The organism is Ascidiimonas aurantiaca, from assembly GCF_037646345.1.
GTDB classification, from domain to species: domain Bacteria; phylum Bacteroidota; class Bacteroidia; order Flavobacteriales; family Flavobacteriaceae; genus Ascidiimonas; species Ascidiimonas aurantiaca.
In genome coordinates this window covers 1-19,501 of the sequence record NZ_JBBEWR010000016.1, presented here as the reverse complement: position 1 = coordinate 19,501, position 19,501 = coordinate 1, and the positions used below count along the sequence as shown (strand labels likewise).

The window sequence follows — 19,501 nt, the reverse complement described above, 5'->3', positions numbered from 1 at the left end:
GGTACAGGCTTTTAAAAGATAAGACAGCCGCAGAAATGTTACAGTAAAAAGGATGATTTTTTTAACTATGGGGTACCATTTTATCCCATTTACCTTATTGTGTTCCTCAATGCGTTGGTTAATGATATACTGAATGGTGTCCAGATCTTCTGGGCGATGTTTTTAAGAGAGCGGGTAGCCTCGGTAAGCGCAGAAACTTTGTTTCACGATTTTCAAAAAAAACTAAAGATGAATGAAGCCCGTAAAAAAGACAGAATACCTGAAGTTCAAAAAAATACCTGGATGAAAACATCAATAAATGCCGAATGTTCCCGGCCTGGAACTCTTGGCAATGTATCAAACCTTTTCTGGTTACAGCAAAGTTGCCGGGCACTGCTATTTTATATTTCCTTTAATATCATCTTGTTTACAGCGCTCCTGTATTTTGAAGATAGTTTTGTAATTTGGGTTCCGTAAGAACACAATAATAACCAGGAACTATATTAAACCTATGATACATATTGGCGTACTAACGGTTTCAGACAGAGCCAGCAGAGGAGAATATGAGGATATTTCGGGAAAGGAGATCATACGGGTTCTCAACGAATACCTTCTATGTGAATGGAAACCTGTATATGAAGTAATTCCCGATGAAAGGCCGTTAATTGAAGCTACTTTAAAAAAACTTTCAGATAGCAGTGGTTGCAGTTTAATACTTACTACGGGAGGTACCGGTCCGGCGCCGAGAGATGTTACCCCCGAGGCTACAGAAGCGGTATGTGAAAAAATGCTTCCTGGTTTTGGAGAATTAATGCGCAAGCAAAGCCTGCAATATGTTCCTACCGCTATTTTATCCAGACAAACTGCCGGAATAAGAGGAAAATCATTGATCGTAAATTTACCTGGAAAACCCAAGTCAATACGGGAATGCCTGGAAGTAGTTTTTCCGGCAATTCCCTATTGTATTGACCTTATTGGAGGTGATTATTTGGATGCGAATTCAAAACATATACATGTTTTCAGGCCTAAATAACCAGAACCTGTTTGGCCCCCCAGCATTCGTTCTGGTAAGGCTTCGTCATCACCTCCCGGATAAGCGTTCTACTCCTTATTCAATATTTTCTGGCAGGAGAACAAATTGTGCATAGTTATCCTCATTAAAAAAGGTAATGGCGGCTTCTTTAAAATATTCGGGGGTAAGCTTTTTGATCTCACTTTCATAATTAAGCAGCTTTTCGGGCTTCCAACCGTTTACATACATCTTTTTTAATAAAAAGCCCCAGTATGAATTAGATCTCATACCGTCTTTTAAATTCGCAAGTTCGGCTTCCTGTATTTTTGCCACATCTTCGGGAGTTGCACCGTTTTCTTTTACTTTATGTATTTCCTCAAAGACCGCATTTATGAGCTTTTGATAGTTTTCGGGAGCGCAGGTAAATCGAATACCCATACGGTACCAGCCGTAAGGGGCATAGGTAGCAAAACCACTGATCTTTACGCCATACACTCCTGCCATTTTTTCTCTCATTTCTTCAGTGAGTTTTATTTTAAGGAGTTTTCCCAGAAGCTCTGCTTTTTTCCTTTTTTCTTCACTAAACTCAAGTGTGCCTGTAAAGCGCATATCTACGACGGCTTTGTCATCAACACCTTTGTACAAGGTTTCACTAATACGTCCTTTTCTGCGTCGCAGACCAATATCTCTCCATTGGTTTTTTTCTTCCAGGTTAGAGGGAAGGCTTGCCAAATACCGTTCTATTTGTTTTTGTAACACATCTATATCAAAACTACCTACAAATACAAATGTGAATCCGTTAGCAGAATCAAACCGGTCTTTGTAAAATGCATATGCTTTGTCAAGATCGAGTTCCGTATTGATCTGTTCTTCGGTCAGAGAAATACCTCTCAGGTGATTATTGGTCATTACTTTTTCAATATGTGCATCGAGATAGCCTATGGGGCTGGATTCCTGATTGCGAACGGAAGCGATCATTTGCGATTTCATTGTACTGAATACTTTGGCGTCTTTATTGGGCTTTGTAAAATACAGATGTGTCATTTGAAGCATACGTTCAAGATCCTGAGAAGAACTGCTGCCTATAAAAGCCTCTTCATAAAAGTTAAGAAAGCTTCTGAGCATAAGCGTTTTTCCCATATTAAGTTTGCTCAGATCGGCAGGAGAAATATTATTTATACCACCGGAAGTTATTATATTTCCGGCCACGCGTGCAGAAACATACAACGAATCGGGAGCAAGGGAGCTACCACCACTGCGAAAACTGTACATTGAGATAAGGTTATTTTGTAAATTGGTAGATTTTGCCAAAACGGTAATGCCATTGCCCAGCTCCCATTTTGTTACATCAATAGCGTCTATGTAATCTGTTTTTACCACAGTACCCGCTTTGGGAACTTCTGTCATGAGTTCCTGGTTTTCCAGAGAATCTTCATAAGTATCAAGTTCTTCCCGGCGTACAGATTCCCAAAGGTTAATTAGTGCTGTTTCATCAGGTAGAGATAAGCTTTCTTTATGCGGTGCACTCAGCACTATAGCCATGTTTTCTCCTTGTGCCCAATGCTTACCGGTCTGGTTTACCTCATCTAAGGTAATATCTGGTAATACTGCAGTGTAAAAGTCATATATAAAGGTATCGCCCGGCACTGGTTTGGCATGGGTAAAAAGGTCAATAAGTGTTTCTGCATACTGTCTTGACGACAGTTTACCGGTTTCTTCTTTACGTATTCGCGCATTGTTTAACATATACGCCTTATAACGGTCTAGCTCAGTCTGGGAAAAACCAAAACGGCGCACACGTTCACTTTCTTTTAGTAAAGAGATTATACCTCCGGTGATATCTTCTTCTTTGAGATTGGCTCTCAGGTAAAAGCTGTTTTTATCTCCCAAAAAGTGGCCTATTCCTGCAGTGGCAGATAGAAAAAGTGCCTTTTTAGTAAGCAGGGCCTCAGACAGCCGCTCACGAAGCATACCCCCGTACATCTTTTCTATGAGTTCTTTTTTATAATCTTCAAGAGTGGTTGCGGTTTCTTTTTCTTTTTTATGGTATATCGAAATGCTGGTGTCGGTGAGTTCTTTATCTGTAATTACTACTGCTTTGGGAGCAGTGTTATGAGGTATGGAATAATACGTACGTTCACGGGGCTGGTGAGGCCCTTTGAGATTACTGAATAATTTCTGTATCTTCTTTTCGGTCTCATCAATAGCAACATCGCCCACTATTACCAGTGCCATAAGTTCGGGGCGATACCAGTCATTATAAAATCGGGTAAGGGCTTCGGGTTGGGAATTGAGAATTACATCTAATGTTCCTATAGGGGTACGTTTGGCATATCGGGACTGGTTAGTTAATACGGGAATGGATTTATAGAATACACGCATTCCGGCCCCGCTTCGGGCTCGTAACTCTTCTGCCACTACACCTCTTTCGTTTTCTATTTCGGTGGCGTCAAAAGTAATACCATCTGCCCATTCCCTTAATATCTGTAAACTGGTGTTAAAAACCTGCACATCATCGGTAGGCACTTCTAGTTTATAAACAGTTTCATCAAAACTGGTATGGGCATTCAGATCGGCTCCAAACTCAATACCTATGCTTTGCAGATAATCTATAAGATCATTTTTTTTAAAGCTTTTGGTGCCGTTAAAGGCCATGTGCTCTACAAAATGGGCAAGGCCCAGCTGATCCTCGTCTTCCAGAATGGAACCGGCATTGATTATAAGCCTTAGTTCTGCCTTGTTTTCAGGTTTTTGATTCTTTTTTATGAAATAGGTAAAGCCATTGGCAAGAACGCCTTTCTTTACGGTGGGGTCAAGGGGTATCTCCTGTTGGAAATTAATGTCTTTTGCAGACTGGGCACATAGGGTGCTGTATGCTGTTAATAGCAGTAACCAGGTAATTTTTATGTAATTCATCATTTTTTTGATAATAGCCGGGGCATTTATAAAAAACCCCCCGGCTCATTAAACTAATTCAAACTAACTAATTAACGTAACATGGTTTTACTGGTAGCCGGGATTTTGATCGGCAAGTGTCAGTAATGCATTACCTTCTATTTCATTGTCAGGCAGGGGCAAAATGTACTGGTTGGTGCTGGTTATAGTGGGTTTTAAGGTCATGGCTTTATCAAAACGAATAGCTGCAAACCAGTCACTGCCGTTCTCAAATGCAAGTTCTTTTATGTATTCTTCAAAGATGGCATCTTTGAGAGCGTCAATATCTGCTGCATCTGAGTTTTCAAGACCGGCCCTGTTTCGTATGATATCAAGGGGAGCTTTACTGGTTGCCAGGTCTGCTCCACTCATAGCAAGTGCTTCTGCCTTTATGAGATATATTTCGGCCAGTCTTAGAAAATAGGTGGGCCGAAAAGTAGCCTCATTATTGGTCTTGAGTATCCGGGTACCGGAATAGGTAAGGGGTTGCCTGGGGTCACCTTCCATAAGATCGGGATACCAGGTATTACCGGTGCGTCCTGTGTAAAAGCGTTTACGATTGTTGTCTTCTTCATCAGAATCTGCGGCACGATGTGTCATAAAGATCATTTCTGAAGAAGTAAGGCCATTGTCAAAAGCATTGGCAAAGGTAGCCTCCAGGGTTCGGGTGCCTTCAGTGATCACTTCATCTGCAAGGGTAGCTGCTTCTGCATAGCGCCCCATAAAGAGTAATACTTTTGCTTTTAGGGCTTTTGCAGATGTTTTTGAACCTCTGAAAGTAACTGTGAAGTCCGGAGCATTCGCTATGGCAAAGTCAAGATCTGACAGTATCTGATTATACGATTCCATAACGGTACTTCTCTCTTTACTGCGTGTGGTAAAGTTTACCGGTTCGGTTCTCAATACCACTCCCAGACTGCTGTTCACATCAAAAAACTGACCGAAGTACCTAAGGGCATCAAAGGTAGCCATAGCTCTTACAAAACGGGCCTCTCCTATGATCTCGGTTTTGGTTGCCTGCGAGATCTCACTTTCGGGAAGCGCTTCTGTAAGCACAATGGCATTATTGGTAGCATCTATAACACCGTAAAATATGATCCAGAAGTTATTTACCAGGCTATTGTCTGAAAAAATATCATTGTCTGCAAACTGTCGGTCATTGGCCGTAAAGCCAGACTGGCTCATAGTTCCTATAAGAGCACTGGGAATAAGCTCGGAGTGCATATAGTAAAACGAACTTGAAAATGAAATGATCTTACTATACGCTCCGTTTAAAACCGCTCTTGCATCTTCTTCACTTCTCACTACATTTTCAGGAACCAGGTTATTTGGCGGATCCTGATCTATGGCATCTGCAAGACTACAGGAAACCATAAGTGCTGCCAGTAATACAACTATAAAAACGTTTTTCATAATCTTCATTTTTAGAAACTTAAGTTAATACCAAGGGTGAAGGCTTTTTGAATAGGGAACCGGTTGGTATCCCGCCCTGCTCCTGAAATATCATTATTAAAGAGTGTGCCCCCTTCAGGATTCGCTCCGGGATAACTGGTAATAGTCCAAAGGTTTTGAGCAATACCATAGATCGAAATACCATCAAATACACCAATTTTGTCCATGGTCTCACGGGAAAATGTGTAGCGTAAATTGAGTGTATTGAGCCTTAAAAAAGAAGCGTCATGTACATAAAAGCTGGAGATCCTCCCGTTGTTATTGGGATCTCTGTACACAAGCCTTGGCTGATTGGTAGGGTTTTCGGGAGTCCAGGCATTGAGCACATCGGTAACTTTGTTTTCTCCTGCAAAGGTACTGCCAAAATTCACGGCTCTGGTCTGGCTAAACCATAACAGATCATTACCAATAGAATAGGTAAACTGTGCTGCCAGGGTAAACCCTTTGTATCGCCATGTACTGGTAAAGCCGCCAAATATATCGGGCTGCGCATTCCCAATGACTTCCTGGTCAAAATTGTTTACAATGCCATCAGGTACACCTTCGGGGCCCGATATATCTCTAAAGCGGATATCTCCTGGAGAAGTTTCATCATCCTGATACACCCCATTAGGAGCGGCAGCATTGAGGGCATCAATTTCATTTTGATTTTGAAATATACCCTCAGCAACATATCCGTAAATGAGGCCTATAGGGCTGCCTACACGTAAACGGCCTCCTCCCAGTCCGGGAAAACCTACTATAAAGCCTTCATCATCTAAGAAATCTTCTGCTATACCGGTAAGCTGGTTTTTGTTTCGGGCGGCATTCAGGCTAACGTCCCAGGAAAAGGTATCAGATTGGAGCAGGGTGGCATTAATAAGAAGTTCAACACCTTCGTTTCGGGTACTCCCCACATTGGCCAGTACGCTGGTAACCCCTGTATTTCCTGGTGTAATGACTGGAAATATGGCATCTTCTGTGTCTTTTCGGTAATAGGCTATCCCGCCTGATAGTCTTCCTTCAAACAGGGAAAAGTCAATTCCCAGATCTAATTGTTTGGTAGTTTCCCATTTCAGGCGGCTGTTACCCAGTTGTGATAAAAGCACGGAGGGCTCACCACCGTAATCATCGGTTTCAAAAAGGGTACGCCACTGGTAGGGGCCAAAATCCTGTTGCCCGGTAAGACCGTAACTGGCTCTTAGTTTAAGTTCATCTACATATTTACTGTTAGCAAGAAAAGATTCTCTTGATATTCTCCAGGCAGCAGCGGCTGCCGGAAAAAATGCATATTTGTTTTCTTCGGCAAATTTGGAAGAGCCATCTACCCGGGCAGTAAAGGTTAACAGATACTTTTGATCATAATCGTAATTAACTCTTCCAAAATAAGAAACGAGCCCGGAACCGCTTTCAAATGAAGAACCGCCTCTGCTTACGGTAGCATTGGTTACATTGCTAAGTACTTTATTAGAGAACCCGGTTCCAAACGCTTTGTTGTTAGAAGTGGTAATCTCTTCAAAGGTGGTTCCCAAAACGGCATCTATTTGATGAACGTTTGCAAACAGGCGCTTATAGGTAAGGGTGCTTTGCCATTGTAATACGATACTGTTACTTCTGCTGTCCTGGGCAAATCCGTCCCCGTTTCCTCTTAAGCGCGACCAGCCCCCTCTGTTGGTAAACCTGGGGTAAAAACTAACCTGGTTCCCGTTGTTGTAATTAACGGACAACCGGGTTTCTGCCGTAAGTCCTTTTACAATATCAAGCTGGGTGAAAAAAGTGCCTAAAAACAAAAAGGTTTTATTGCTATTTGATGCCTGAGCCAGCGCTACGGGATTTTGAAAATTGTTATTAGGCGAAAAAGCAAAGTTCCCGTCTTCATCAAATACGGGTATATCAGGACGATAGGAGTAGATCCCGTCAACAATACCACCGTCTAAAGATGATTGGTCAAAAAAGGAGGTTTGTATGCTGGTACCAAACCGCAGGGCAGAGGTGCCTCCCGTATTGAGGTTAAGATTAAGAGTGAAGCGTTCACTCTCCGAACCTTCAAATCCGCTTTTTGAGTTTAAAGCAGCCAGTGATAGGGCAAACTGTGTTTTTTCATTTCCCCCTCTCAAGCTGGCATTTACATTGGTAGAAACCGGAGTTCCCGGACCTACTTCATTTTCCCAGTTGGTATCGGCATCGCCAAAATAGGAGCCGTCGAGCACACTTCGGGTAAAGGCATCATCGCGTGAGCTGTTCATTACAGCGGTGGTCCATACTTCGCGAAACTGCTGTGCATTCAGCACCTCTAAAGTACGTGGTTGTTGGATAATGGTAGATGCGTCAATATTGAATGTGGTTTTTCCTTTTTTAGTACCTCTTTTGGTATTGATTATAATAACTCCATTGGCTGCCCGAGACCCGTAAATGGCGGCTGCCGAAGCATCTTTTAAGACACTGATGGACTCAATATCATTTGGGTTTAAATTGGCAATAGGTGTACTCAACCCCTGATTTGCCAGCTCGTTGCCGAGAAGCTGCCCTTCGGTACCTCCCCGCGGAATATTGCTTTCAGGAACTACCGGAATACCGTCAATAACAAATAAAGGCTGATTAGAACCTGATAGAGAAGAAGTACCCCGAATACGTATTTTGGCGGCTGCTCCCGGCTGTCCGTTAGGGATGGTTACCTGAAGACCCGCTACCTGCCCCTGGAGTCCCTGCTCTATATTTACAGTAGGTGCCTGGTTTTTAAAGCTTTCTATGTTTACCGTGCTGACCGAACCGGTTAGATTTTCTCTTTTTACTTCACCATACCCTATAAGCACTACTTCATCAATGGCTTCTACTGCTTCGGTCATGGTAACATCAATTACTTCCCTGCCAGCTACCGGGGTTTCATAATCTTCAAAGCCGATGTATGTAAAACTTAGAATAGCCGTGGGAGAAGCAAAAAGAAGATACCTTCCGTTTTCATCAGTAGAGGTACCTCGGATTGAGCCTTTAACGCGTACGGTTACCCCCAGTAAAGGGTCGCCGTTCGGATCTTTAACCACGCCTGTAATTCTTTGTTGTTGAAAAGAAATCAGGCTGTCAGCGATTTTAAAGGAGACAAGTTTAGCTTTGAGTATAATAAGCCTGTTTTGTAATACGTACTTTATATCGGTATCTTTAAACAGCTCATCCAGGACATCTGATATCTTTTTGTTTCTTATATTTACCGAGACAATTCTCTCAGAATTTACTTTATTGGTATTGTACAAAAACTTAAAATCTGTTTTTAGCTCTATTTCCTGCAATACCTCCTTTACCTGAACATTTTTCATGTTCAAGGAGATCTTCGTTTTTTGCGAATAGGAATTGGCCTGAACAGACAAAAAAGAAGCAAGGACAAGAAATGTTGTTAACCTCATAATTAGGTAAAGTTTTCTTGGATAAAGCACCGAATGCTTTATGAATAATCCATTTTTCATACATTTGTTTTGTTTGGTTATTAGACTACGTAACTGAACATCAATTCTTAACGATCAGGAAGTGTTGGCGCATTTCCTGATTTTTTTTGATAACTGGTGTTTTACTTCATGCATCTCCCGGTTTTAGTGATTATTTATTTAGTAATGGTAATAGTGCTGCCCGTTCGCCTGTAATTAAAAGGTGTATCTTGGGCAAATGAATTGAGCACTTGCTCTATGGTCTCAATATCAAAGGATGCTGTGAACACTTCTTTATTCAAAGCCTCGTTTTGATTTATGATTCTTACATTGTATTTTCTCTCCAGTTTTTTTATAATAGTGGCAAAAGGCAGGTCTTCCAAAATGAGCCTTCCTTCGGTCCAGGCGGTATATTTTTTAGAGTTTACAGCGGTAACCTGTATATTTCTGAAAACTTTGTTCCAGCTTGCTTTTTGTTCAGGTCTTAAAACGGTATGCTGATCTGTATAGAACATTTCGGGAGTTTCATAAACTCCTACCGAGCCTTCGACAAGTACCACATGTGCATCCGGATCTTCAGGATAAGAAGAAACCGTAAACTCAGTACCCAAAACACGAATGTTCATTTTATCTGTGTTTATGATAAAAGGTTGTTCAGGATTATTGGCAACTTCAAAATAGGCTTCTCCCTGTAGTGAGACCTCCCGGTTTTGCCCTTTTACAAAACGTACCGGATAGGTTGCCGAACTCCCTGAATTCAGCTTTAAAAGACTACCGTCTGCCAGAAGGATCTCAAATATCTTCCCATACGGAACGGTAAGCGTATTTAATACAAGCTCTCCTGAGTCCTCTATGCCGGGGAGGTAGTGTATGCGGTTGCCCTGTTGTGTGCCTATACGGTTTCCTTGAATATCTAAGATATCGACCTCATTTGGCTGGTCTGCTTCTATGGCCTTTATTGTTCCATTTTGAAGCTCCAGGGTAATGATGTTTTCGGGTACCTCTTCAAGCCCTCTGTCAATAGTAAAGAGGTATATACTGGCAATCATGGCGATACCGGTAAAAACAGCAGCAATTCTCAGTATTTTCTGCCGCTTTACTCTTTTTTGTTTGTCTATGCGGTCTCTGTATTTAAGAAGAACAGTTTCCCATTCTTTATCCAGGTCAAGGTTCTCCAGTTTTTTCAGATCCTGCCCCTGCGCCTTAAGGCGTTCAATTTTCCTGAAGAATTTTTTATTCTTTTCAGAAGCATCGATCCATGCCCTGAGAAGCGTCTCTTCTTCCGGAGAGATAGTTCCGGAGAGCTTCTTGATTAGTATGTGTGGTATTTGATCCATTATAAGCCGTATTGATGGTGTGCTTTATTATAATGGTCGCAAAACTTGAAAAGAGGGTGACGTGAAATATGATTTTTTTACAAAAAAATAAATTAGTGCTGTAATTTTCTTATAAAAAGAAGTAAAAAGTGTGAATCTGACAATGATTCTCTTAAAATGCGATAGGCCTTTTTTATTTGAGTTTTTACGGTATTTACAGAAATGCCAAGTGTTTCAGCAGTCTCATTATACTTTAGTCCTTCAATAACACAAAGTTCAAAAACTTTTCTACAGGCATCCGGAAGTTTTTCCAGCTCTTTTTGTAAAAGCCAGGCCGTTTCATTAGCTATGATCTCATTTTCTTTATGGTCATTCCCTTCTTCCTGAAGAAGGGATAAATTTTCAATAAACATGGTGTTTCCTCGCTGTCTGGCTCTTTTAATAGATAGATTGCTCACTGCCTTTTTAAGATAAGCATTGGTATTCTTTACGTGATGCAGATCGTTTTTATCGAGCAGGCTTACAAAAATATCCTGTACAATATCACGGGCTTCATCCATATCTTCCACATAGTAATAAGAAAGCTTGCAAAGAGCCTTATAGTTTTCCTGAAACAAAGATTTTATATGTGATCTGTGAACTGACAATACGCATATATTGAGCCCATTAGCGAAGTAGATCGACTACGATAATAGTGGGGGGTTAACAATAAAATAACGATATAATTATGTTAAATATATAAATTACTTTTATACCATTTGTAAATCAAGGTCAAATTTGAAAATGCTGAGGTTTAGAATTATGAAAAATAAAAAAACACACAGAATAAATAAGAATACTGTAAGCCCGCCTGTCAATAATCGGGAATACGCCATTTTATGAACCCGCTGTTTTCTTAATAAAGATTATGGTATTCTATGCCGGGGTGTAAACATTTTTTATAATTTAACACAAATTAAATTCTGTACCCGGAAAAAACCCTAATTCAACAGGAATACGTTATGCAACATCATATACTGGTTAATATTTGTGCTATTTTTGGGGTCGCTACGGCCGTTATTATTATTTGTAAGTTCTTAAAAATACGGTATATCATAGGCTATCTTATTACAGGAGTTTTATTGAGCCCCAATACTTCGGGCTATTTTGCCGATATGGAAGAGGTTGAGGTATATGCTGAGATTGGAGTGATACTATTACTTTTTACGGTAGGTCTTGAGTTTTCGTTCAGCAATTTAAAACGTATTAAGGATTATGTGTTGATAGGAGGGGCCTCACAGGTACTTTTCACCATTGTGTTAACTTCCGGACTTGTATGGTTACTCATGCGCCCTTCTTTAGAAGAAAGTGTTTTTTGGGGTTTCCTATACGCGCTGAGTAGTACTGCTATTGTGGTAAAAACACTTCAGGACAAAAACAAGATCAACACACCTCATGGAAAATTTATACTGGCCGTATTACTTTTTCAGGATATTATGATCGTACCGCTTATGCTCCTTACACCCATTTTAGCCGGAGCGGGAGGTAATGCAGGTATGGCATTACTTTTATTATTAGGAAAACTGGTTTTAATGGGCGGTATTGCCTATTTGCTGGCAAGGTACATCATTCCTTTTTTCTTAAGTACCGTTATGAAGGTACAGAGCCAGGAAGTATTTTTAATAGCCAATGTTTTTATTGTGACCGGCATTGCCCTGTTAACTGAAGAAATGGGCCTCTCTCTGGCGCTGGGAGCTTTTATAGCCGGTTTAATAATTGCTGAGACTGAATACCACAGAATGGCTATTTCCTGTTTTTTACCCTTTAGATATGTATTTATGAGTTTCTTTTTTATCTCTATGGGGATGCTTCTGGATTATCATATTTTCTTAACCAATTTTCCCTGGATCGTTTTCTGGTTTTTCTTTGCGCTTGCGGTAAAGGCACTGGCGGGAATACTGGCGGTAAAAATGATGCGACTTCCCTGGAAAACGGCATTAGCGGTTGGTTTTTCTATAGCACAAATAGGGGAGTTCTCTTTTGTGTTGGCTCAAAGCGGATTGAAATATGACCTTATAAGCCAAAACAACTACCAGATATTTCTGGCCGTTTCTATATTATTAATGTCGGTTACCCCATTTATTGTAATGAATGCAGAACAGATACACCCCACCTTTTTAAGGGTATTTAAAAAACAGGTTGATGAAAAATGAGAAAGTACTTAGATTGTACGGTACCGACTGGTGTCCGAAATCAGCAAACATACGCAACTATTTACAGTCAGAATGGATCGATTTTGAAGATTATAATGTAGAGACTGATGCCGATGCCGAAGCACGGGTTCGGGCCCTGTATAACGGGGTGCTTAAGTTCCCAACAATTACCTATGGAGACACCTTTTTAAAAAACCCCGGTATTGCAGAGCTTAACGCTTTTCTTGCGTTGCATAAATTGTTGTAAACACCATTTGTAGCGCGAGTGCTCTTTAACGAACTATGGTCTTATTTATGCAAATTTCATTATCATTTTCACTCAAATGCATAAACAGTAATGGGTTCACAATCGTGCTCCCTCCCGTAAATCATTAATGGTTTTTCAATTTCAATAGTATTAAATGCTTTTATCCCTATTTGGTTAAAAGCTTCATGCAGGAAAAGGTAGGTTTTGAACTTTGTGAAATTTAGCAAACTTTGATACAGTTCTGTTTCCCAGACGTGATCATAAACATCTAAATCTTCCAAAATCTCATTTATGGTTGTTAACTCTTTCCAAATCATTCCATAATCCACCTTTCCTACTCCGGCATAGAGCTCACTGGAGCTAAATTCAAAATACTCAGGCTGTTTCAGAATTGGATAATTTCCTTTTCCAAATCCATAAAAGTAGGCACAAGGCTCATGATCATACTCTAAAAATATGAGTTGATTTTTTAAACCTTTTTTAGGATCAATTTTATTTTTTAGCTCAGATATAGAGTTTAAAATATCCTTTTTAAGTGCAGAAATTATTTCTTTATTATCAAACTCCATATTTTTTGCATTTTCAAACGCAGAAATCAATTTAGGGTTCTTTTTTGCTTTTTTAAGATTTTTAATGTCGTCGTCATCAAACAAATCTGTTAAAACTCCAAGATCTGCATCAAAAACTTTTGGGTTCTCATTTAGTATTTCATCAAACATTTTTTCAAGGGAAGTACTTTTAAGAACTTCCAGATTACGGTTTAACAGGTTTTCAAGAGTTGATTTTATGGTATCGTTCATATAAATTCATTATAAAATTGGCAACTATACTATGTTTAAACTACTTATTGCATTGCGTAGGCGCAGGAGCAGTGAGTGATGTAGCATTACTGATCAAATATAAATTTTTTCTTACAAAAAAATATTTTTTAAAACGTAACCTAGAGAAATAAGCGATAAAAAAATGAAATACGTATTTGTTGAAATCCTTATATTTGGCTACCAAAGAAGCCGGCAAAAAACGGTCTTTGTATATAAGTAACTGAGGCATCATTTTAAACCAGTTCCTTAAGATCTATGAAAAAAGTGTCAAACTTTAGATAAAAGTCAAACCCCTGCTAATTTAAACTTACACACTTATTGGGATAGTGTCTCAATTTTCTTAGATTCTAATTTTAATTTATATGTTAATCCATTCTGTTCGAAGATTTTTTTCAGGATTTGAATAGCGTGCCTTAAAAATTTGGTAATTGTTGCTGCCATAGTCTATAATAAGTATCTTGATTTTTATATAATTGTTGATGAGTACCTTCTTCAATTACTTTTCCTTTATTTAAAACCACAATTTTATCGGCACTTATTACGGTACTTAGACGATGTGCAATGATGATTATTGTTTTTTCCTGATTTCTTAGCGTATTAATAACGTTTTGTATATATTTCTCTGCTTGGGTATCAAGTGAAGAAGTAGCTTCGTCTAAAATCAGGATTTCGGGTTGTCTGTATAAAGCTCTGGCAATCGCTATTCTTTGTTTCTGTCCTCCTGAAAGAGTAGCTCCATTCTCACCCAGGTAAGTTTTGAAACCATAGGGTAGCTCTTCTATAAAATCTAATATACCGATATCTGCACAAACATTAACTATACGCTCAAGATCAGGATTATGTTCTCCTACTGCTATATTATCTATTACATTACCATGAAACATATCTATTTTTTGGGGTACCACAGTCATTACACTTCTTAGGTTACTTCGATCAACATGTTGAAGGTTTATTTTTCCAATTGTTATCATTCCCTTATTTAATGGGTATACATTTTGTAATAATGACATAAGTGTTGATTTTCCTGATCCACTTTCACCAACAAAAGCTGTAATCTTTCCTTTTGGTATTTCCAAGTTAAAATCTTCAAAAACCTGATTGCGAGACCCGTATCTAAAACAAACATTTTTAAATTTAATATCCCCGAAGTTCTTCCGGGTTAATTTCAACGTAATCCCTGTATTTTCTCTTTCCAAATCTATTATTTCAAAAAGGCGATCTGCTGCTATTAAGGCATTTTGTATTTGTTTGTTTGAGCTAATTAATGTTGATACAGGCCCTGTAAAATATCCTATAATTGCATAAAATGAAAGTAATTCTCCTGGTGTGATTTGTCTATCAATAACATAACCTGCACCCACCCACAGTAGTAAAATAGTAAAAGATTGGGCCAAGAATGCGGATCCTGTTCTCGAAAATACACTATTTAAAGCAGATTGATAGCCAGCCTTTAGTAAACTGATAAAATGTTTTTCTGTTTTAGAATTTGCAGAGTCTTCGAGACCAAAACTTTTTATGGTATCAATAGCATTCAAAGACCCTACTAATTGACTTTCTAAACTTGCCGAATTTTCCATTACTTTACGCTCCACTATTTTGTTAAGCTTATTAATGGTTAAGTAAATGATTCCATAAAGAGGGACAATAATAAGTACAATAAGGGCAAGCTTCCAATAATAAGTAAACATAATACAAAATGAAAAAATAAGTATCATAACATTGACCGTTAGGTTTAAAGAAACATCACTTATGAATGTTCTGATTTTGACAGCATCATTAATTCTTGAAATGATTTCTCCAACTCGCATTGTATCAAAGAAGGATTGAGGAAGTTTTAAAAGGTGCCTGTAATATCCTAAGATTAGCCGTGCATCAATTTGTTGACCTGTTTTAATTAAAAAAACATCTTTGTATATACCCAAAACAACTTGAAAAAATAGTAAAAAAAGCATTAAGACACTTAATAAGTTAAGCAAGTTGGTATTTCCATTTACCAAAACGTAATCTGTAATTTTCTGAATATATATAGAAGTTGAAAAACCCAACAATGTATAAACGAGAGCTCCCATTAATGCTTGTAATAATATAAACTTATGCGGCCTCAATAAACCCCAGAAACGTTTTAGAACAGATACTTTTTCGTTTTTAGAAATAAAATCTTCTCTAGGTATCAAAAGCACCAATACTCCTGTCCATATCTCCTTAAATTCTTCATGTGACATCTTTAAAATCGATCCATAGCTTGGATCCATAATTTTGATGTATCTCTTATTAACTTTATAGATAACAACATAATGTTGTAATTGATTTTTAACGATAACATGGGCTATTGAAGGCTTAGGAATTTTAGAAAGGCAATCGGAGTCTCCACGTACACCTTTAGCTTCAAACCCAAGTTTCTGAGCAGCCTCCAGTAAACCGAGAATATTAGTTCCTTTTTGGTCCGTACTTGCATATTGACGTATCCGTGCAATTGGTAGGTGCAATTTGTAATAAGCTGCTACAGAAGCTAAACATGCAGCTCCACAATCTGATATATCGTGTTGTTTAATTTTAGTTTTTGCCATGATTTAGATTTTCATGACAATAATAGTTTTATTGACTGCAGAAACTGTGCAGGCGCAGAATTTATTAATTTTTAAAGCAACAAATAAAAAAGCCCCTATCGAGAAGGGACTAGAAAGTTTAAGAAGTTTTGTGTAATAGAACCTTAAAAAGAACTTCCCAACGTTTCTCCGAACTTATAGGCTATAAGACCTAAGCCAATTACTATAAGTAATGCCAGAAGTATCAAATATAGTAACTTCAATGAGGGTGTACCTTTCAGTTTTTCCATAAGATTTTAAATTTGGTTTCAAAAATATACAACTTTCCTTAATATAAAAAAAGGAAAGTTGTATTTTAAATGCCAAACACTTGAATTACTTGAAGTTTTCTCCTACAGTTTCTCCTAGTTTTTCAGCAATTTCACCCAAACCAATGACAATACCAATAGCTACTCCGAGAGGCTCTAACCATCCTCCATTGATCTTTCTTATTTCAAGCGCGTCTAGTTCTTTAAATTCATATTCTTTCATTGTAATAGATTTTTTGTAATGATTAAACTTTAAAATGGCAACTCACATTCACAGCCTTTTTCAAAGCCGTCTTCGAACTTATCCATGATATAAGCTCCTCCAGGACTAAGCAGATACATCCACCATTTTACACCACCTTCAAAATTCATTGCTTCACTTGTGTTCAATTCATGAACACCATAATTTTCTAAATTATTCATTAATTCAAAATTTTTAATTAAACTTTATTATACAAAGACTCAATGCGCATGTTTAACTTTGTTATCGCTAATTTAGAATTGTCCACCGCATAAAACTTGCAGGGTAAAACTTTTTTCAAGAAAAAGCTACCCCCAAATACCTCAGTCAACTCATCATCACTTAATATGGTTACTGAAATATTTACAACAAGTTTAAACTCATTTTCATAAAAATAAGTTTTAAGCCTCCGGCTGTAACGAATGTTTGCGTTTAAATCTTTTAACTCTTCTATCAACTGGTATACCTTCCGCTCACTTATACCCATTTGATTGGCTAGTTCTTTTGGAGTACCTGTATTTTCACTTTCAATTAACAGATGTAACCGCTGTAAACGCTCAAGATTCCTGATGTTCTTCATAATCTACCCTATTAAATCATTATATGCCAAGTGTATTCTACCTTTTCTTTAAAGTTGGGTTTAACCAGTTGTCTGCTTTATCATACAAAAGCTGATATAAAGTACGTTCCGTAAGTACAAAATGAGCATTAAGTGTCATTCCCTTTTTTAATGGTCCTTTTGCTCCGTTTTTCAGAGCTAAATAAGGATTATTTAAGTTACAACGTACTTTAAACATAGGCTCATTGTTGATTATCTCTACATCACCTCCTATGCTAGTAATTCTTCCAGTAGCAACACCCCATTGATTATAATTGAAAGCATCTATTTGAAAATTTATAGGACTTTTAATATTTATCATACCTATATCGATTGGCGAAACATAACATTCAACAATTAATTTGGACTCGGGTGATATAGTTGCAATTGTATTACCTGAATAAAGAAAACTACCCTGCTCTACTCCTAAAATGTTTACAAGAACGCCGTTGGCTGGGGCAGTTAGTACATGATGACTTTTGTTTTGTAGTAGTTGATCCTTTTCATTAACGATTTCCTTCAATTGAGTATTGACTTCTAAAAAAGTGACTTGCCATGTATTTAATTGTTGTTTTGTAAATTGTTTCAGATCATTCAACGCTAAGTCATATTTCAACTTTACGGTTTCGAAGTCAGCATTTGCAATAACACCTTTCTGTAATAAAGCTTTGTTTCTTTTTAAATCAACTTTTGCTTTTATTAATTGTGTTTTGAATTCATCTAACTTCTCTTCATAATACATAACTTCTCTCCGGTATTTTTTAGAGAGTAACTTAGATATGTCATAATTTCTAGATTCTAAAAGGTATTTTAAATCTCTTGAGTTTTCTTTTAAAACTTCTATCTGATTAGATATTAAAGTAATCCTCTTATCTAATGAATAACTCTCCAAAATAATCAAAGTATCACCTTTTTTTACCTTCATATTGGGAGTTATTTTTGTATTTAAAACTCGACCACTATTAATAGTTTTAATTTCCAGATATTCTGTGTCAGATTTAATAATACCTCTTGAAGAAGTGTAAACTTTTACTTTAATAAAAGGTAAAGCCAACAAAAAGCCAATAATACCTATTGAAATCAACATGTATATAATTTTATTTTTTATCTTATGCTTAAGTGTATATGTAATGTACGTATTTTCTATATTTTCTTCTGGAAATAACGACTTCATATTTTTTAGTTTGATAGAGCTTTGTACTATAATTTATTAACTATTATAATACCGGTAAAGTTTCATTATAATTATGGATATGGTTTTAAGTTTTTGTCATAACCCGAAACTCACGAGCATCATTAAAAACAAGATTTTTTATTTTAACCAAGTGTTGTAAAATTCCAAAAAAAAGAACAATTAAAGCAAGTATGCAACGTGGTGTTACAGGAGAGAAATGCTAGTTTTTTACTAACATACAGCTAGGAGACTTTAATTACTCTAAGAAAGAGAGCTATTAAAAATTTATTAAAAAATTGGGGTAATATCATTCTGTTTCCGGATTCTGAAAATTAACTAAAAACATTCTAGCAAAATACATAAAAACAAAGTGGTAAAACCTCAATAAATAAAAGGCAAATCTACATCCATTTTACTCCAAAAAACCGGTTGGATATATATCTGGCTCCATAAAGCATTGAAATGGTGAGTTTGCCCTTAACAGTTTTTGGTAAAAAGCTAAGAAGAAATAGTAACTCTCTCACCATAAACGCCCAATATAGAGCATTGATATTTCACAATATTATAATATAAAGGGAAAACCGTAACTCTTTTTTAAAAAAGCGCACTATATTGTGCAGGAATTTAAGTTATTATAATGTAATCTATATCAATAAACCTTATTAAAAAAGATCATACAGTAAAAGGTATTCATACAAGAAACCAGTATTTTTAGAGATATTAATTTTAAACATTTTAAACATGAAAAAAACGTATCTCACACTGCTGGTTTTAGTTATTACATTGGGTGCCATTTACTCTTGTGAACAAAATGATATTAATGAAAATGACACGCTCTACAAAAACGCAATCGATAAATCCGAAATCAAGCGACCCGGAAACGGAGGAAGTAACAACGGAGGCAACGGAGGTTAAAACGATTTTAGGTACGTTACTTTTACTAATATCTGGCGGTATTCTTTACGCAGATAAAGTACTGGATTATTTTGACATCCAGATTACATATGATTTCAAGTACTACGGTAGTTTGGATGTTTTTATTTGGACACTTTCAGGAACGGTAGCTCCTATTATGATTTTAGCTGCATTTTGGTTTAACCCTAAACGTTGGGCTATTGCAGCTCCTCTAGCGGCTTATTCAGTTCAGTTAATGTATATTTTCCAGGATGAAGAAATTGTACCTAAGGATAATTTTTGGTATTATACTCTAGGTTTTATTTTGAAGCCTTCCCTAAAAATAGGACAGCTTAAAATTAGAATTTTCTAACTTTAAATTTTAACTGTCA

The 19,501-nt window shown here is 37.4% G+C and carries 17 protein-coding genes; 5 read left to right on the top strand and 12 right to left on the bottom strand.

What is annotated here, in order from left to right; translation table 11 throughout:
- The first annotated feature begins 156 nt into the window (after window positions 1-156).
- Together WAO84_RS15010 and mog are read left to right on the top strand one after the other, a co-directional pair.
- Window positions 157-456 carry a hypothetical protein gene (locus WAO84_RS15010; protein WP_340066820.1) on the top strand — a complete coding sequence of 100 codons (300 nt, stop codon included), beginning with the start codon at window positions 157-159 and terminating at the stop codon, window positions 454-456.
- A gap of 34 nt (window positions 457-490) precedes the next feature.
- Window positions 491-1,012 (top strand): molybdopterin adenylyltransferase, encoded by a 522-nt coding sequence (mog, locus tag WAO84_RS15005; protein WP_340066819.1) that lies wholly within the window; start codon window positions 491-493, stop codon window positions 1,010-1,012.
- Window positions 1,013-1,087: 75 nt separating this feature from the next.
- Here the strand turns inward: mog and WAO84_RS15000 are convergent, their stop codons facing one another.
- From WAO84_RS15000 to WAO84_RS14980, 5 genes are all read right to left on the bottom strand, one after another.
- Window positions 1,088-3,910 (bottom strand): M16 family metallopeptidase, encoded by a 2,823-nt coding sequence (locus WAO84_RS15000; protein ID WP_340066818.1) that lies wholly within the window; start codon window positions 3,908-3,910, stop codon window positions 1,088-1,090.
- An 84-nt stretch (window positions 3,911-3,994) separates the two neighbouring features.
- Window positions 3,995-5,338 (bottom strand): RagB/SusD family nutrient uptake outer membrane protein, encoded by a 1,344-nt coding sequence (locus WAO84_RS14995; RefSeq protein ID WP_340066817.1) that lies wholly within the window; start codon window positions 5,336-5,338, stop codon window positions 3,995-3,997.
- 11 nt (window positions 5,339-5,349) lie between these two features.
- Window positions 5,350-8,754, bottom strand: a complete 3,405-nt coding sequence (locus WAO84_RS14990) for a TonB-dependent receptor (protein WP_340066816.1) — start codon at window positions 8,752-8,754, stop codon at window positions 5,350-5,352.
- 194 nt (window positions 8,755-8,948) lie between these two features.
- Window positions 8,949-10,109, bottom strand: a complete 1,161-nt coding sequence (locus tag WAO84_RS14985; protein ID WP_340066815.1) for a FecR family protein — start codon at window positions 10,107-10,109, stop codon at window positions 8,949-8,951.
- A gap of 92 nt (window positions 10,110-10,201) precedes the next feature.
- Window positions 10,202-10,735 (bottom strand): RNA polymerase sigma-70 factor, encoded by a 534-nt coding sequence (locus tag WAO84_RS14980; RefSeq protein ID WP_340066814.1) that lies wholly within the window; start codon window positions 10,733-10,735, stop codon window positions 10,202-10,204.
- A gap of 354 nt (window positions 10,736-11,089) precedes the next feature.
- Between WAO84_RS14980 and WAO84_RS14975 the strand changes: the two genes are divergently transcribed.
- Together WAO84_RS14975 and WAO84_RS14970 are read left to right on the top strand one after the other, a co-directional pair.
- Window positions 11,090-12,280 (top strand): cation:proton antiporter, encoded by a 1,191-nt coding sequence (locus WAO84_RS14975; protein ID WP_340066813.1) that lies wholly within the window; start codon window positions 11,090-11,092, stop codon window positions 12,278-12,280.
- Window positions 12,270-12,527 (top strand): glutaredoxin family protein, encoded by a 258-nt coding sequence (locus tag WAO84_RS14970; RefSeq protein WP_340066812.1) that lies wholly within the window; start codon window positions 12,270-12,272, stop codon window positions 12,525-12,527. Before WAO84_RS14975 ends, WAO84_RS14970 begins: the two co-directional genes overlap by 11 nt.
- Window positions 12,528-12,595: 68 nt before the next feature.
- On the opposite strand, the gene WAO84_RS14965 is transcribed toward WAO84_RS14970, so the two are convergent.
- The 7 genes from WAO84_RS14965 to WAO84_RS14935 all read right to left on the bottom strand — a co-directional run bounded on the left by WAO84_RS14965 (window position 12,596) and on the right by WAO84_RS14935 (window position 18,215).
- Window positions 12,596-13,327, bottom strand: a complete 732-nt coding sequence (locus WAO84_RS14965) for a hypothetical protein (RefSeq protein ID WP_340066811.1) — start codon at window positions 13,325-13,327, stop codon at window positions 12,596-12,598.
- Between the two features lie 434 nt (window positions 13,328-13,761).
- A complete protein-coding gene (locus tag WAO84_RS14960) occupies window positions 13,762-15,915 on the bottom strand; it encodes a peptidase domain-containing ABC transporter (protein WP_340066809.1) in 2,154 nt (717 codons plus the stop codon).
- 143 nt (window positions 15,916-16,058) lie between these two features.
- Window positions 16,059-16,184, bottom strand: a complete 126-nt coding sequence (locus WAO84_RS14955; protein ID WP_340066808.1) for a hypothetical protein — start codon at window positions 16,182-16,184, stop codon at window positions 16,059-16,061.
- An 85-nt stretch (window positions 16,185-16,269) separates the two neighbouring features.
- The gene (locus WAO84_RS14950; RefSeq protein ID WP_340066806.1) at window positions 16,270-16,425 is read right to left on the bottom strand and encodes a class IIb bacteriocin, lactobin A/cerein 7B family; all 156 of its coding nucleotides are present in this window, start codon (window positions 16,423-16,425) and stop codon (window positions 16,270-16,272) included.
- A 29-nt stretch (window positions 16,426-16,454) separates the two neighbouring features.
- Entirely contained in the window at window positions 16,455-16,625 is a 171-nt protein-coding gene (locus tag WAO84_RS14945; protein WP_340066805.1) for a hypothetical protein, read from the bottom strand.
- A 17-nt stretch (window positions 16,626-16,642) separates the two neighbouring features.
- Window positions 16,643-17,023: an HTH domain-containing protein gene (locus WAO84_RS14940; RefSeq protein ID WP_340066804.1), complete on the bottom strand. Its 381-nt coding sequence runs from the start codon at window positions 17,021-17,023 to the stop codon at window positions 16,643-16,645.
- A gap of 37 nt (window positions 17,024-17,060) precedes the next feature.
- Complete coding sequence (locus WAO84_RS14935; RefSeq protein WP_340066803.1) at window positions 17,061-18,215, bottom strand: HlyD family secretion protein; 1,155 nt, start codon at window positions 18,213-18,215, stop codon at window positions 17,061-17,063.
- 820 nt (window positions 18,216-19,035) lie between these two features.
- Between WAO84_RS14935 and WAO84_RS14930 the strand changes: the two genes are divergently transcribed.
- Window positions 19,036-19,482: a hypothetical protein gene (locus tag WAO84_RS14930; RefSeq protein WP_340066802.1), complete on the top strand. Its 447-nt coding sequence runs from the start codon at window positions 19,036-19,038 to the stop codon at window positions 19,480-19,482.
- The last annotated feature ends 19 nt before the right edge of the window (window positions 19,483-19,501 follow it).

Bases quoted from the DNA above. Each gene is read 5' to 3' on its own strand.
- WAO84_RS14945 (WP_340066805.1), bottom strand. From the start codon at position 16,625: ATGAATAATTTAGAAAATTATGGTGTTCATGAATTGAACACAAGTGAA.
- WAO84_RS14930 (WP_340066802.1), top strand. From the start codon at position 19,036: ATGAAAATGACACGCTCTACAAAAACGCAATCGATAAATCCGAAATCA.
- WAO84_RS14960 (WP_340066809.1), bottom strand. From the start codon at position 15,915: ATGGCAAAAACTAAAATTAAACAACACGATATATCAGATTGTGGAGCT.
- WAO84_RS14955 (WP_340066808.1), bottom strand. From the start codon at position 16,184: ATGGAAAAACTGAAAGGTACACCCTCATTGAAGTTACTATATTTGATA.
- WAO84_RS14940 (WP_340066804.1), bottom strand. From the start codon at position 17,023: ATGAAGAACATCAGGAATCTTGAGCGTTTACAGCGGTTACATCTGTTA.
- WAO84_RS15010 (WP_340066820.1), top strand. From the start codon at position 157: ATGTTTTTAAGAGAGCGGGTAGCCTCGGTAAGCGCAGAAACTTTGTTT.
- WAO84_RS14990 (WP_340066816.1), bottom strand. From the start codon at position 8,754: ATGAGGTTAACAACATTTCTTGTCCTTGCTTCTTTTTTGTCTGTTCAG.
- mog (WP_340066819.1), top strand. From the start codon at position 491: ATGATACATATTGGCGTACTAACGGTTTCAGACAGAGCCAGCAGAGGA.
- WAO84_RS15000 (WP_340066818.1), bottom strand. From the start codon at position 3,910: ATGATGAATTACATAAAAATTACCTGGTTACTGCTATTAACAGCATAC.
- WAO84_RS14935 (WP_340066803.1), bottom strand. From the start codon at position 18,215: ATGAAGTCGTTATTTCCAGAAGAAAATATAGAAAATACGTACATTACA.
- WAO84_RS14970 (WP_340066812.1), top strand. From the start codon at position 12,270: ATGAAAAATGAGAAAGTACTTAGATTGTACGGTACCGACTGGTGTCCG.
- WAO84_RS14985 (WP_340066815.1), bottom strand. From the start codon at position 10,109: ATGGATCAAATACCACACATACTAATCAAGAAGCTCTCCGGAACTATC.
- WAO84_RS14995 (WP_340066817.1), bottom strand. From the start codon at position 5,338: ATGAAAAACGTTTTTATAGTTGTATTACTGGCAGCACTTATGGTTTCC.
- WAO84_RS14950 (WP_340066806.1), bottom strand. From the start codon at position 16,425: ATGAAAGAATATGAATTTAAAGAACTAGACGCGCTTGAAATAAGAAAG.
- WAO84_RS14975 (WP_340066813.1), top strand. From the start codon at position 11,090: ATGCAACATCATATACTGGTTAATATTTGTGCTATTTTTGGGGTCGCT.
- WAO84_RS14965 (WP_340066811.1), bottom strand. From the start codon at position 13,327: ATGAACGATACCATAAAATCAACTCTTGAAAACCTGTTAAACCGTAAT.